At 61.8% G+C, this 14,855-nt stretch carries 13 protein-coding genes; all 13 read left to right on the top strand.

What is annotated here, in order from left to right; all coding sequences use genetic code 11:
* Positions 1-28: 28 nt before the first annotated feature.
* Positions 29-1,195, top strand: coding sequence for a cupin domain-containing protein (locus LOY67_RS09990; protein ID WP_265067003.1), 1,167 nt, complete (start codon positions 29-31; stop codon positions 1,193-1,195).
* Positions 1,188-1,613, top strand: coding sequence for a GNAT family N-acetyltransferase (locus LOY67_RS09985; protein WP_265067002.1), 426 nt, complete (start codon positions 1,188-1,190; stop codon positions 1,611-1,613). The genes LOY67_RS09990 and LOY67_RS09985 overlap by 8 nt, the downstream gene beginning before the upstream one ends.
* Before the next feature lie 293 nt (positions 1,614-1,906).
* A complete protein-coding gene (locus LOY67_RS09980; protein ID WP_265067001.1) occupies positions 1,907-2,668 on the top strand; it encodes a secretin N-terminal domain-containing protein in 762 nt (253 codons plus the stop codon).
* A gap of 491 nt (positions 2,669-3,159) precedes the next feature.
* Complete coding sequence (gene aceA / locus LOY67_RS09975; RefSeq protein ID WP_014337679.1) at positions 3,160-4,485, top strand: isocitrate lyase; 1,326 nt, start codon at positions 3,160-3,162, stop codon at positions 4,483-4,485.
* Positions 4,486-5,117: 632 nt separating this feature from the next.
* A complete protein-coding gene (locus LOY67_RS09970) occupies positions 5,118-5,531 on the top strand; it encodes an NADH-quinone oxidoreductase subunit A (RefSeq protein WP_024779313.1) in 414 nt (137 codons plus the stop codon).
* A 10-nt stretch (positions 5,532-5,541) separates the two neighbouring features.
* Entirely contained in the window at positions 5,542-6,216 is a 675-nt protein-coding gene (locus LOY67_RS09965; protein ID WP_003180065.1) for a NuoB/complex I 20 kDa subunit family protein, read from the top strand.
* 73 nt (positions 6,217-6,289) lie between these two features.
* On the top strand, positions 6,290-8,074 hold the full coding sequence (gene nuoC, locus LOY67_RS09960) for an NADH-quinone oxidoreductase subunit C/D (RefSeq protein ID WP_265067000.1): 1,785 nt from the start codon (positions 6,290-6,292) through the stop codon (positions 8,072-8,074).
* Between the two features lie 2 nt (positions 8,075-8,076).
* Positions 8,077-8,574, top strand: a complete 498-nt coding sequence (nuoE, locus tag LOY67_RS09955; protein ID WP_024779316.1) for an NADH-quinone oxidoreductase subunit NuoE — start codon at positions 8,077-8,079, stop codon at positions 8,572-8,574.
* Positions 8,571-9,929 carry an NADH-quinone oxidoreductase subunit NuoF gene (gene nuoF / locus LOY67_RS09950; protein ID WP_265066999.1) on the top strand — a complete coding sequence of 453 codons (1,359 nt, stop codon included), beginning with the start codon at positions 8,571-8,573 and terminating at the stop codon, positions 9,927-9,929. The genes nuoE and nuoF overlap by 4 nt, the downstream gene beginning before the upstream one ends.
* Positions 9,930-10,066: 137 nt before the next feature.
* Complete coding sequence (gene nuoG, locus LOY67_RS09945) at positions 10,067-12,781, top strand: NADH-quinone oxidoreductase subunit NuoG (protein ID WP_265066998.1); 2,715 nt, start codon at positions 10,067-10,069, stop codon at positions 12,779-12,781.
* The gene (gene nuoH, locus LOY67_RS09940; RefSeq protein ID WP_265066997.1) at positions 12,778-13,785 is read left to right on the top strand and encodes an NADH-quinone oxidoreductase subunit NuoH; all 1,008 of its coding nucleotides are present in this window, start codon (positions 12,778-12,780) and stop codon (positions 13,783-13,785) included. The genes nuoG and nuoH overlap by 4 nt, the downstream gene beginning before the upstream one ends.
* Positions 13,786-13,796: 11 nt before the next feature.
* Positions 13,797-14,345 (top strand): NADH-quinone oxidoreductase subunit NuoI, encoded by a 549-nt coding sequence (gene nuoI / locus LOY67_RS09935; protein WP_024779320.1) that lies wholly within the window; start codon positions 13,797-13,799, stop codon positions 14,343-14,345.
* A 9-nt stretch (positions 14,346-14,354) separates the two neighbouring features.
* On the top strand, positions 14,355-14,855 hold the full coding sequence (nuoJ, locus tag LOY67_RS09930) for an NADH-quinone oxidoreductase subunit J (protein ID WP_024779321.1): 501 nt from the start codon (positions 14,355-14,357) through the stop codon (positions 14,853-14,855).

The following is a 14,855-nucleotide window of genomic DNA, read 5'->3' as shown; positions in this document are numbered from 1 at the left end:
AAAAGTATATTTTTTCAATAGGTTACACATGAATCCTGATATTCCTCTGCAACTCCTGGGCGGCATCACGGCACGGGAGTTCCTGCGCGACTACTGGCAGAAAAAACCACTGCTGATCCGCCAGGCGATTCCCGACTTCGAAAGCCCGATCGATGCCGATGAACTGGCCGGCCTGGCCCTGGAAGAAGAAGTCGAATCGCGCCTGGTACTCGAGCATGGCGAGCGGCCCTGGGAGCTGCGTCGTGGCCCGTTCGCCGAAGACGAATTCAGCAAGCTGCCGGAGCGCGACTGGACCCTGCTGGTGCAGGCGGTCGATCAGTTCGTTCCGGAAGTCAGCGAGCTGCTGGAACACTTCCGCTTCCTGCCGAGCTGGCGCATCGACGACGTGATGATCAGCTTCGCCGCCCCGGGTGGCAGCGTCGGCCCGCACTTCGATAACTACGACGTGTTCCTGCTGCAGGGCCATGGCAAGCGCAACTGGAAAATCGGCCAGATGTGCGACTCCGAGAGCCCGCTGCTGCCTCACGCCGACCTGCGCATCCTCGCCGACTTCGACGCCACCGACGAGTGGGTCCTGGAACCCGGCGACATGCTTTACCTGCCGCCGCGCCTGGCTCATTGCGGCGTGGCCGTGGATGACTGCATGACCTACTCCGTAGGCTTCCGTGCACCGAGCGCCGCCGAAGTGCTGACCCACTTCACCGACTTCCTCAGCCAGTTCCTGCCCGACGAAGAGCGCTACACCGACGCCGATGCGCGCCCCGTGGCCGACCCGCACCAGATCCAGCACGACGCCCTCGACCGCCTCAAGGGTTTGCTGGCCGAACACATGAGCGACGAGCGCCTGCTGCTGACCTGGTTCGGCCAGTTCATGACCGAGCCGCGCTACCCGGAACTGGTGGTCGGCCCCGAGCTGGAAGAAGACGACCTGCTGGCCGGCCTGGAACAGGGCGCCGTGATCATCCGCAACCCGAGCGCGCGCCTGGCCTGGTCGGAAGTCGATGATGACCTGCTGCTGTTCGCCAGCGGCCAGAGTCGCTACCTGCCGGGCAAGCTGCGCGAGTTGTTGAAAATGATCTGCGCGGCCGACGCCCTGCACATTGAAAACCTCGGCCCATGGCTGACCGACGAAGACGGTCGCGGCCTGATCTGTGAGCTGGTCAAGCAAGGCAGCCTGGGGTTCGCCGATGAATAAAATCCACGTTCGTGTCGCAGACTGGCAAAAGGATAACGCCGAGATCCGGCGCATTCGTGAAAGCGTGTTCATCGTCGAGCAATCCGTCCCACCCGAGCTGGAATGGGATGCCGACGATCAGGGCGCGGTGCATTTCCTCGCATTCGAAGGCGACTTCCCCATCGGCACCGCACGCCTGCTGACCGACGGTCACATTGGCCGTGTTTCGGTACTCAAGGACTGGCGCGGCCTGAAAGTGGGCGATGCACTGATGCATGCGCTGATCGCCGAAGCCGAAAAGCGCGGGCTAAAGCAACAGAAGCTCAGCGCCCAGGTGCATGCCACGCCGTTCTATGAGCGGCTGGGTTTTGCAGTGGTCAGCGAGGAGTTCCTGGAAGCCGGGATTCCCCATGTGGACATGGTGCGGCGCTCGGCCTGAAGCGATCCCTTGTGAATAGGAGATTTATCTGTGGCGAGGGGATTTATCCCCGCTGGGCTGCGCAGCAGCCCCAAAGCCCTGCGACTCGGTGTATCAGACGGATTGAGTCGCCTGTGTTGGGGCTGCTGCGCAGCCCAGCGGGGATAAATCCCCTCGCCACAAGAGCATCGTGCAACGCTCAAAACGCCCCGCCATCCACCGATGCCGGGGCGTTTTGCCGTCTATCATTCAACTTGCCCCACCCTGGGCCGACAAACTGGCAATATCAAGCCTTTGTCCCGCGGAGAAATGGAATGTCGCTACGCACCCTCCTGGCCACCCTGCTGCTCGGTTGCAGCCTGTCGGTCATGGCCGACACGCAAATCGTGCCGTTGAACTACCGCACCAGCGCCGACCTGCTCCCGGTGGCGCAGGACTTCATCGGCAAGGACGGCCAGGTCAGCGCCTACGGCAACCAACTGATCGTCAACGCCGAGCCCGGCAAGATCGAGGAACTGCGAGAATTTCTCGCCCAATTGGACACCGCCCCCAAGCGCCTGCTGATCACGGTCGACACCAACGAAAACAACCTGCAGGGCGACCAGGGCTACTCCATCAACGGCGCCGCCCCCAGCCAGACCCGGATCATCAACCGCAGCACGGCCAGCCGTGACGGTGGCGTGCAACAAGTGCAAGCCAGTGAAGGCCAGCCGGCGCTGATCCAGGTCGGCCAGAGCGTACCGTTCACCAGCAGCCAGACCGACAGCTACGGCGGCATGCAAAGCCAGACCGAATACCGCAACGTCACCCAGGGTTTCTATGTCACGGCGAGCGTCACCGGCGAGACCGTTCATCTGAGCATCAGTACCAACCGTGACCGCATGAGCCAGGAACGTCCCGATGTAGTGAACGTTCAGAGTACCGACACAACTGTCAGCGGACGGCTGGGTGAATGGATCACCCTGGCGGGCGTGAATCGCCAGACCCAAGCCGACAAACAGGGCCTGACCCGCAGCTACTCGACCCAGGGCCGCGACGACATGATTCTGCGGGTCAAAGTCGATACCCTGAACTGAAGCACCAAAAACTGACTGACGAGTCGTATTAGACCAAAGATGTAGTGCTTGAAAAAAAGCACTACAAAACGTTTGACGAGCCAAAAAACCGAAGGCATGATGGCCTCGCTCCCGCTAATCAGGGGCCCTGGCAAGGGCCTTCGGGTCGCCGCTTGCACCTACCCCGCAAGCCGATTCGTGTCTGTACTGCCCACAAGGTGTGTTTGACGAGGTTGCGACTGGAACGAAGTTGTCCCGAGGGACGGAAGCGTAACTAGGTAACCCGGCATCACTCTGAGTTCGTACAAGGGCCCACGACGCCCGAATGCGCCCGCAGTCCGCCTCTACCTGCTCACTTTCCCCTCGAGCCCATCGTTCATCCCGTCGCCGCCCCGCCTGAACCGACTTGTACGCCCGGCCCCCTGGCCAGCGAGCAGCCTTCTTCGCCAATGATTGGTGAACGGCAGGAGCAGGAATCTTCCACACCCGACGATGCGACGAGGTTTATCTCCATGGCACTGACACGCGAACAGCAAATTGCAGCCCTTGAAAAAGACTGGGCTGAGAACCCACGCTGGAAAGGCGTGAAGCGCAATTATTCCGCTGCTGACGTCGTCCGCCTGCGTGGCTCGGTTCAACCTGAGCACACCTTTGCGAAAATGGGCGCCGAAAAGCTGTGGAACCTGGTGACCCAGGGCGCCAAGCCAGCCTTCCGCCCCGAGAAAGATTTCGTCAACTGCATGGGCGCCCTGACCGGCGGCCAGGCCGTACAGCAAGTCAAGGCCGGCATCCAGGCGATCTACTTGTCGGGCTGGCAAGTGGCCGCGGACAACAACTCCGCCGAGTCGATGTACCCCGACCAGTCGCTGTACCCGGTGGATTCGGTTCCGACCGTGGTCAAGCGCATCAACAACTCGTTCCGTCGCGCCGACCAGATCCAGTGGAAAGCCGGCAAGAACCCGGGCGACGAAGGCTACATCGACTACTTCGCACCGATCGTGGCTGACGCCGAAGCCGGTTTCGGCGGCGTCCTGAACGCCTACGAGCTGATGAAGAGCATGATCGAGGCAGGCGCCGCCGGCGTTCACTTCGAAGACCAACTGGCGTCGGTGAAGAAGTGCGGCCACATGGGCGGCAAGGTACTGGTACCGACCCAGGAAGCCGTGCAGAAGCTGACCGCTGCCCGCCTGGCCGCCGACGTTGCCGGTGTACCGACCATTATCCTGGCCCGTACCGACGCCAACGCCGCTGACCTGCTGACCTCCGACTGCGATCCATACGACCAGCCGTTCGTGACTGGCACCCGTACCCAGGAAGGCTTCTACAAAGTCCGCGCCGGTCTCGACCAGGCCATCGCCCGCGGCCTGGCCTACGCGCCGTACGCCGATCTGATCTGGTGCGAAACCGCCAAGCCGGACCTGGACGAGGCTCGTCGCTTCGCCGAAGCGATCAAGAAGGAATACCCGGACCAACTGCTGTCGTACAACTGCTCGCCTTCCTTCAACTGGAAGAAAAACCTGGACGACGCGACCATCGCCAAGTTCCAGCGCGAACTGTCCGCCATGGGCTACAAGCACCAGTTCATCACCCTGGCCGGCATTCACAACATGTGGCACAGCATGTTCAACCTGGCGCACGACTACGCCCGCAACGACATGACTGCCTACGTGAAGCTGCAAGAGCAGGAATTCGCCGACGCCGCCAAAGGCTACACCTTCGTGGCTCACCAGCAGGAAGTGGGTACCGGCTACTTCGACGACATGACCACCGTGATCCAGGGCGGCACCTCGTCGGTGACCGCACTGACCGGTTCGACCGAAGAAGAACAGTTCCACTGATCCACGGGTAAACGGCCCTTGCGGACCGAATAAAAACTAACCGCAAGGCTGACGATCTGACGCCCCGACTGGTTCGGGGCTTTTTTTCGCCTACCCTTTACCAGCAACACATCTTCTCCTGTGGGAGCGAGCCTGCTCGCGATAGCGCCGGCACATTCAACATCAGTGCAAGCTGATGCATCGCTATCGCGAGCAGGCTCGCTCCCACAAGGAAATCGAAGAGCCTTCAGAAAAATTGATCGAACGCAGTAACAGGCAGTCTGAAAAAGAGTAAAACGGCAGGTGCTCACAACTTTATCGGCGCTCATGTAACACAAGTTTCCGGACGTTACAGGAAGCCATCAGGAAAAGTTGCTATCAAACAATAATGATTATCACTTGAGATGCATTATCATCATGTGCACTGTCCGAAATATAACAGCCCAATAAACGATCAATACCCACAGGGCTGGGGGGTTGCGGCCGCTTCGAGAGGTGCCATGTCCTTATTCCAATAAATAATTTCGCTATAGGAATTTTACTTGCTCGGTGTTTAGCCATAAAATCACCGCGATCGATTGCTGCGACATATCGTCACTGCGTTATTTCTTTTCAAGCTCAGAGGCCTTTGCCCTCTGTTAAGGATTTCCAGCATGCCCGAAGCGACAGGACTCATGGCCCACAACTGGGGCTTTGCCATTTTCCTTCTGGGTGTCGTCGGCCTGTGTGCCTTCATGCTCGGGCTGTCGAGCCTTCTCGGGTCAAAAGCCTGGGGCCGCAGCAAAAACGAACCGTTCGAGTCCGGCATGCTGCCTACCGGTGGCGCCCGCTTGCGGCTCTCAGCCAAATTCTATCTGGTCGCGATGCTCTTCGTGATCTTCGATATCGAAGCCCTCTTTCTCTTTGCCTGGTCTGTGTCCGTCCGCGAAAGCGGCTGGACCGGATTTGTCGAAGCTCTCGTTTTCATAGCAATTCTGTTGGCAGGTCTTGTCTACCTTTTCCGGGTGGGGGCACTTGATTGGGCTCCGGAAGCTCGGCGCAAGCGGCAAGCGAAGCTGAAACAATGAGGCTTTGGCAATGCAATACAATCTCACCAGGATCGACCCCGATGCTCCTAACGAGCAGTATCCGATTGGCGAACGGGAAACCGTCGCCGATCCGTTAGAAGATCAAGTCCACAAGAACATCTTCATGGGCAAGCTCGAAGACGTGCTGAACAGCACGGTCAACTGGGGTCGCAAGAACTCCCTGTGGCCGTACAACTTCGGCCTTTCGTGCTGCTACGTGGAAATGACCACCGCCTTCACGGCGCCCCACGACATCGCGCGCTTTGGCGCCGAGGTGATCCGGGCATCGCCGCGCCAGGCGGACTTCATGGTTATCGCCGGTACCTGCTTCATCAAGATGGCGCCGATCATCCAGCGTCTCTACGAGCAAATGCTCGAACCGAAATGGGTTATCTCCATGGGTTCGTGCGCCAACTCCGGTGGCATGTACGACATCTACTCCGTCGTTCAAGGGGTGGACAAGTTCCTGCCCGTGGACGTCTACGTGCCTGGCTGCCCGCCCCGCCCTGAAGCTTTCCTGCAAGGCCTGATGCTGTTGCAGGAGTCGATTGGCCAGGAGCGTCGCCCACTGTCCTGGGTCGTTGGTGATCAAGGCGTGTATCGCGCCGAGATGCCGTCGCAAAAGGAACAGCGCCGCGAACAGCGTATCGCAGTCACCAACCTGCGCAGCCCCGACGAAGTCTGATCCAGCTCTGTTCCTGAACAAGAAACACGAACCTGGCTTCATTCTTTACGTTGACCGAAAGCGATAAATAACCATGACTACAGGCAGTGCTCTGTACATCCCGCCCTACAAGGCAGACGACCAGGATGTGGTCGTCGAACTGAACAACCGTTTTGGCGCCGAGGCGTTCACCGCCCAGCCGACCCGCACCGGCATGCCGGTGCTGTGGGTTGCCCGTGCCAGACTCGTCGAAGTCCTGACCTTCCTGCGCAACCTGCCCAAGCCGTACGTCATGCTCTATGACCTGCACGGCGTGGACGAGCGCCTGCGCACCAAGCGCCAGGGCCTGCCCGATGGCGTCGACTTCACCGTGTTCTATCACCTGATGTCGATCGAGCGTAATAGTGACGTAATGATCAAGGTCGCCTTGTCCGAGGGCGACCTCAGCGTGCCGACCGTGACCGGTATCTGGCCGAACGCCAACTGGTACGAACGTGAAGTGTGGGACATGTACGGGATCGATTTCCCCGGCCACCCGCACCTGTCGCGCATCATGATGCCGCCGACCTGGGAAGGTCACCCGCTGCGCAAGGACTTCCCGGCCCGTGCCACCGAGTTCGATCCGTACAGCCTGTCCCTGGCCAAGCAACAGCTCGAGGAAGAAGCCGCGCGCTTCAAGCCTGAAGACTGGGGCATGAAGCGTTCCGGCGCCAACGAGGACTACATGTTCCTCAACCTGGGCCCGAACCACCCTTCGGCCCACGGTGCGTTCCGCATCATCCTGCAACTGGACGGCGAAGAGATCGTCGACTGCGTCCCGGACATCGGCTACCACCACCGTGGCGCCGAGAAAATGGCCGAGCGCCAGTCCTGGCACAGCTACATTCCGTACACCGACCGCATCGACTACCTCGGCGGCGTGATGAACAACCTGCCGTACGTGCTTTCGGTCGAGAAACTGGCCGGGATCAAGGTGCCGGACCGGGTCGACGTCATCCGCATCATGATGGCCGAGTTCTTCCGTATCACCAGCCACCTGCTGTTCCTGGGCACCTATATCCAGGACGTGGGCGCCATGACGCCGGTGTTCTTCACCTTTACCGACCGCCAGAAGGCGTACACGGTGATCGAAGCCATCACTGGTTTCCGTCTGCACCCGGCCTGGTACCGCATCGGTGGCGTGGCCCACGATCTGCCACGGGGTTGGGAAAAGCTGGTCAAGGACTTCGTCGAGTGGATGCCCAAGCGCCTGGACGAATACACCAAGGCCGCCTTGCAGAACAGCATCCTCAAGGGTCGTACCATCGGCGTCGCCGCCTACAACACCAAGGAAGCCCTGGAATGGGGCGTCACCGGTGCAGGCCTGCGTTCCACCGGTTGCGACTTCGACCTGCGCAAGGCCCGCCCGTACTCCGGCTACGAGAACTTCGAATTCGAAGTCCCGCTGGCGGCCAACGGCGATGCCTACGACCGCTGCATGGTTCGCGTCGAAGAGATGCGCCAGAGCGTCAAGATCATCGAGCAATGCATGCGCAACATGCCGGAAGGCCCGTACAAGGCGGATCACCCGCTGACCACGCCGCCACCTAAAGAGCGCACGCTGCAGCACATCGAGACCCTGATCACGCACTTCCTGCAGGTTTCGTGGGGCCCGGTCATGCCGGCCAACGAGTCCTTCCAGATGATCGAAGCGACCAAGGGCATCAACAGTTATTACCTGACGAGCGACGGCGGCACCATGAGCTACCGCACCCGGATCCGCACCCCAAGCTACCCGCACCTGCAGCAGATCCCTTCGGTGATCAAAGGCAGCATGGTCGCGGACTTGATCGCGTACCTGGGTAGTATCGATTTCGTTATGGCCGACGTGGACCGCTAAGCATGAACAGCACGCTTATCCAGACAGACCGTTTCGCCCTGAGCGAAACCGAGCGCTCGGCCATCGAGCACGAGCTGCATCACTATGAAGACCCGCGCGCGGCGTCGATCGAAGCCCTGAAGATCGTCCAGAAGGAACGTGGCTGGGTGCCTGACGGCGCGCTCTACGCCATCGGCGAGATCCTCGGCATCCCGGCGAGCGACGTCGAAGGCGTCGCCACCTTCTACAGCCAGATCTTCCGCCAGCCGGTAGGCCGCCACATCATTCGCGTCTGCGACAGCATGGTCTGCTACATCGGTGGCCACGAATCCGTGGTCAGCGAAATCCAGAGCAAGCTGGGCATCGGCCTCGGCCAGACCACCGCCGACGGCCGTTTCACACTGCTGCCGGTGTGCTGCCTGGGCAACTGTGACAAGGCCCCGGCGCTGATGATCGACGACGACACCTTCGGTGACGTTGCACCCGCTGGCGTCGCCAAATTGCTGGAGGGCTACGTATGACCCTGACTTCCTTCGGGCCCGCCAACCGCATCCAGCGCTCGGCCGAAACCCATCCCCTGACCTGGCGCCTGCGTGACGACGGCGAAGCCGTGTGGCTGGACGAGTACCAGGCCAAGAACGGCTACGCCGCCGCGCGCAAGGCGTTCGCCGACATGGCCGTGGACGACATCGTCCAGACCGTGAAGGACTCTGGCCTCAAGGGTCGCGGCGGTGCGGGCTTCCCCACCGGCGTGAAGTGGGGCCTGATGCCCAAGGACGAATCCATCGACATCCGCTACCTGCTCTGCAACGCGGATGAAATGGAACCCAACACCTGGAAGGACCGCATGCTGATGGAGCAACTGCCCCATCTGCTGATCGAAGGCATGCTGATCAGCGCCCGTGCGCTGAAAACCTACCGTGGCTACATCTTCCTGCGCGGCGAATACACCACCGCCGCCAAGCACCTGAACCGTGCCGTGGAAGAAGCCAAGGCCGCGGGCCTGCTGGGCAAGAACATCCTGGGCAGCGGTTTCGATTTCGAGCTGTTCGTCCACACCGGCGCCGGACGCTACATCTGCGGTGAAGAAACCGCACTGATCAACTCCCTCGAAGGCCGCCGCGCCAACCCGCGCTCCAAGCCGCCCTTCCCTGCCGCCGTGGGCGTGTGGGGCAAGCCGACCTGCGTGAACAACGTCGAGACCCTGTGCAACGTGCCGGCGATCATCGCCGACGGCGTGGACTGGTACAAATCCCTGGCCCGCGACGGCAGCGAAGACATGGGCACCAAGCTCATGGGCTTCTCCGGCAAGGTCAAGAACCCCGGCCTGTGGGAACTGCCTTTCGGCGTCACCGGCCGTGAGCTGTTCGAGGACTACGCCGGCGGCATGCGCGACGGCTACAAGCTCAAGTGCTGGCAGCCCGGCGGTGCCGGTACCGGCTTCCTGTTGCCGGAACACCTGGACGCACAAATGTATGCCGGCGGCATCGCCAAGGTGGGCACCCGGATGGGTACCGGCCTGGCCATGGCGGTGGACGACAGCGTCAACATGGTGTCGCTGCTGCGCAACATGGAGCAGTTTTTCGCCCGCGAATCCTGCGGCTTCTGCACCCCTTGCCGCGATGGCCTGCCCTGGAGCGTCAAGCTGCTGATGGCCATCGAGAACGGCGAAGGCCAGCCCGGCGACATCGAGACCCTGCTGGGTCTGGTGGGTTTCCTCGGCCCAGGCAAGACCTTCTGTGCTCACGCACCGGGTGCCGTGGAGCCGTTGGGCAGCGCGATCAAATACTTCCGCTCTGAATTCGAGGCCGGCATCGCGCCCACCCGCACAGGCGATCTCAATCAGGTGGTCACGCCGACCATGGTCGGCGCGTAACACGCTTAAAAAGGCGAAGGGTCCGTGCCCTTCGCCTTTCGTCCGATGACGCCTTTGCAGGCTGTTTGGATTCGGACGAATAACAAGATTCCATTAGCCACGCCCGCTGACACCGGGCCAACGAAGAACTTTGAACCATGGCCACTATCCACGTAGACGGCAAAGCGCTCGAAGTCGACGGGGCAGACAACCTGTTACAGGCATGTCTGTCGCTAGGCCTCGACATCCCATATTTCTGCTGGCATCCCGCGCTTGGTAGCGTCGGGGCCTGCCGCCAGTGCGCGGTCAAGCAGTACACCGACGAAAACGACACCCGTGGTCGGATCGTCATGTCCTGCATGACCCCCGCCACCGACAACACCTGGATCTCCATCGACGATGAAGAATCCAAGGCGTTCCGCGCCAGTGTCGTCGAATGGCTGATGACCAACCATCCGCACGACTGCCCGGTCTGCGAGGAAGGCGGTCACTGCCACCTGCAAGACATGACCGTGATGACCGGCCACAACGAGCGCCGTTATCGCTTCAAGAAACGCACCCACCAGAACCAGCAACTGGGCCCGTTCATTTCCCACGAGATGAACCGCTGCATCGCTTGCTACCGTTGCGTGCGTTTCTACAAGGACTACGCCGGCGGCACCGACCTGGGCGTGTACGGCGCCCACGACAACGTGTACTTCGGTCGCGTTGAAGACGGCACCCTGGAAAGCGAATTCTCCGGCAACCTCACCGAGGTCTGCCCGACTGGCGTGTTCACCGACAAGACCCACTCCGAGCGCTACAACCGCAAGTGGGACATGCAGTTCTCGCCAAGCATCTGCCACGGCTGCTCCAGCGGTTGCAACATCAGCCCGGGCGAGCGCTACGGCGAACTGCGTCGCATCGAGAACCGCTACAACGGTTCGGTGAACCAGTACTTCCTCTGCGACCGCGGCCGCTTCGGCTACGGCTACGTCAACCGCACGGATCGCCCACGCCAGCCGCTGCTGGCAGGTGGCGCCAAGCTGAGCCTGGACGAAGCCCTGGACAAGGCCGCCGAACTGCTGCGCGGCCGTAACATTGTCGGCATCGGTTCGCCACGGGCCAGCCTGGAAAGCAACTACGCATTGCGTGAACTGGTCGGCGCCGAGCACTTCTACAGCGGTATCGAAGCCGCTGAACTGGAGCGCATCCGCCTGGTGCTGCAAGTGCTCAAGGACAGCCCGCTGCCCGTGCCGACGATGCGTGACATCGAAGACCACGACGCTGTGTTCGTCCTCGGCGAAGACCTGACCCAGACCGCCGCGCGCATGGCCCTGGCCCTGCGCCAGTCGGTCAAGGGCAAGGCTGAGGACATGGCCGACGCCATGCGCGTCCAGCCATGGCTCGACGCTGCCGTGAAGAACATCGGCCAGCATGAGCTGAACCCGCTGTTCATCGCCAGCCTGGCTGAAACCAAGCTCGACGACGTCGCCGAAGAATGCGTCCACGCCGCCCCTGACGACCTGGCGCGCATCGGTTTTGCCGTGGCCCACGCCCTGGACGCCAGCGCCCCGGCCGTCGAAGGCCTGGACAGCGAAGCGACCGCCCTGGTCCAGCGCATCGCCGACGCCCTGCTGGCGGCCAAGCGTCCGCTGGTGATCGCCGGTACTTCCCTGGGCTCCAAGGCCCTGATCGAAGCCGCCGCCAACATCGCCAAGGCCCTGAAGCTGCGCGAGAAGAACGGTTCCATCAGCCTGGTCGTGCCGGAAGCCAACAGCCTCGGCCTGGCCATGCTCGGTGGCGAATCGGTCGATGCCGCCCTGCAAGCGGTGATCGACGGCAGCGCCGACGCCATCGTGGTGCTGGAGAACGACCTGTACACCCGCACCGACAAGGCCCGTGTGGACGCTGCTCTGAGCGCCGCGAAAGTGCTGATCGTTGCCGACCACCAGAAGACCGCCACCACAGACCGCGCCCACCTGCTGTTGCCGGCGGCGAGCTTCGCTGAAGGCGACGGTACGCTGGTCAGCCAGGAAGGCCGCGCCCAGCGCTTCTTCCAGGTGTTCGACCCGCAATACCTGGACGCCAGCATCCTGGTCCACGAAGGCTGGCGCTGGCTGCACGCCCTGCGCGCCACCCTGCTGAACCAGCCGATCGACTGGACGCAACTGGACCATGTCACCGCTGCCGTGGCTTCGAGCACCGCGCAACTGGCCGGCATCGTCGACGCCGCGCCGTCCGCCGCGTTCCGCATCAAGGGTCTGAAACTGGCCCGTGAACCGCTGCGTTACTCCGGCCGCACCGCCATGCGCGCCAACATCAGCGTGCATGAGCCACGCACCCCGCAGGACAAGGACACCGCGTTCGCCTTCTCCATGGAAGGTTACTCGGGCTCCGCCGAACCGCGCTCGCAAGTGCCGTTCGCCTGGTCGCCGGGTTGGAACTCGCCGCAAGCCTGGAACAAGTTCCAGGACGAAGTCGGTGGTCACCTGCGTGCCGGTGACCCGGGCACCCGCCTGATCGAAAGCCAGGGCGATGGCCTGAGCTGGTTCGCCAGCGTACCGCGTGCCTTCAACCCGGCACCGGGCACCTGGCAGGTCGTGCCGTTCCATCACCTGTTCGGCAGCGAAGAGAACTCTTCCAAGGCCGCGCCGGTGCAGGAGCGCATCCCGGCCGCCTACGTGGCCCTGGCCAAGTCCGAAGCCGATCGCCTGGGTGTCAACGACGGCGCCCTGCTGAGCCTGAACGTGGCCGGCCAGACCCTGCGTCTGCCGCTGCGCATCAATGAAGAACTGGGCGCCGGCCTGGTGGCCCTGCCGGCCGGTCTGGCGGGCATCCCGCCGGCGGTGTTCGGTAAAACCGTCGACGGTCTGCAGGAGGCAGCGCAATGAGCTGGTTCACCCCTGAAGTGATCGATGTGATCCTGACGGTCCTCAAGGCCATCGTGATCCTGCTGGCCGTGGTGGTCACAGGCGCGTTGCTGAGCTTTGTCGAACGTCGCCTGCTGGGCTGGTGGCAGGACCGCTACGGTCCGAACCGCGTCGGCCCGTACGGCATGTTCCAGATCGCCGCCGACATGATCAAGATGTTCTTCAAGGAAGACTGGACGCCGCCGTTTGCCGACAAGGTGATCTTCACCCTGGCACCGGTGGTGGCCATGAGCGCCTTGCTGATCGCCTTCGCGATCATCCCGATCACCCCGACCTGGGGCGTGGCGGACCTGAACATCGGCCTGCTGTTCTTCTTCGCCATGGCCGGCCTGTCGGTGTACGCGGTGCTGTTCGCTGGCTGGTCGAGCAACAACAAGTTCGCTCTGCTGGGCAGCCTGCGGGCTTCGGCCCAGACCGTGTCCTACGAAGTGTTCATGGGCCTGGCGCTGATGGGCGTGGTGGTCCAGGCCGGCTCGTTCAACATGCGCGACATCGTCGAGTACCAGGCCCAGCACCTGTGGTTCATCATTCCGCAGTTCTTCGGCTTCTGTACCTTCTTCGTCGCCGGCGTGGCGGTGACTCACCGTCACCCGTTCGACCAGCCGGAAGCGGAACAGGAACTGGCGGACGGTTACCACATTGAATATGCCGGCATGAAATGGGGCATGTTCTTCGTCGGCGAGTACATCGGTATCGTCCTGATCTCGGCATTGCTGGTGACGCTGTTCTTCGGCGGTTGGCACGGTCCGTTCGACATCCTGCCGCAACTGTCCTTCGTGTGGTTCGCCCTGAAGACCGCGTTCTTCATCATGCTGTTCGTCCTGCTGCGCGCCTCGATCCCGCGCCCGCGCTACGACCAGGTGATGGACTTCAGCTGGAAATTCTGCCTGCCGCTGACCCTGATCAATTTGCTGGTGACCGCTGCGATCGTGTTGATGAACACGCCTGCGGCCGCGGTTCAGTGAGGATTTGACCCATGTTCAAATATATTGGCGACATCGTTAAGGGTACCGGTACCCAACTGCGAAGCCTGGTCATGATCTTCGGCCATGGCTTTCGCAAGCGCGACACCCTGCAATACCCGGAAGAGCCGGTCTACCTGGCACCGCGTTATCGCGGCCGCATCGTCCTGACCCGCGACCCCGACGGCGAAGAGCGCTGCGTGGCGTGCAACCTGTGCGCCGTGGCCTGCCCGGTGGGCTGCATCTCGCTGCAGAAAGCTGAAACCGAAGACGGTCGCTGGTACCCGGACTTCTTCCGCATCAACTTCTCGCGCTGCATTTTCTGCGGCCTCTGCGAGGAAGCATGCCCGACCACCGCGATCCAGCTCACGCCGGATTTCGAAATGGCGGATTTCAAACGTCAGGACCTGGTGTACGAGAAAGAAGATCTGCTGATTTCCGGTCCCGGTAAAAACCCTGATTACAACTTCTATCGTGTTGCAGGTATGGCCATTGCCGGTAAGCCCAAAGGCGCCGCACAGAATGAAGCCGAACCGATCAACGTGAAGAGCTTGCTGCCTTAAGGAAGAAAGATGGAATTCGCTTTCTATTTCGCATCGGGTATCGCGGTGGTGTCCACGCTTCGTGTGGTCACCAACACCAACCCCATACATGCCCTGCTCTACCTGATCATTTCGCTCATCGCCGTGGCCATGACTTTCTTCGCTCTCGGTGCACCGTTTGCCGGGGCCCTGGAAGTGATCGCCTACGCCGGCGCCATCATGGTGCTGTTCGTGTTCGTGGTGATGATGCTGAACCTCGGCCCGGCCTCGGTGCAGCAGGAGCGCAACTGGCTCAAGCCCGGTATCTGGGCGGGGCCGGTGATTCTCGCCGCCCTGCTGCTGGGTGAACTGCTGTATGTGCTGTTCGCTCACCAGAGCGGCCAGGCCATCGGCCACACCACCGTAGGCGCCAAGACCGTGGGCATCAGCCTGTTCGGTCCGTACCTGCTGGTGGTCGAACTCGCCTCGATGCTGCTGCTTGCCGCAGCCGTCACGGCGTTCCATTTGGGCCGTAACGAGGCGAAGGAGTAA

The sequence above is a fragment of the Pseudomonas sp. B21-056 genome (genome assembly GCF_026016325.1).
Classification (GTDB): domain Bacteria; phylum Pseudomonadota; class Gammaproteobacteria; order Pseudomonadales; family Pseudomonadaceae; genus Aquipseudomonas.
The sequence above is the reverse complement of the archived record's forward strand: the minus strand, read 5'-3'. Positions and strand labels throughout refer to the sequence as shown.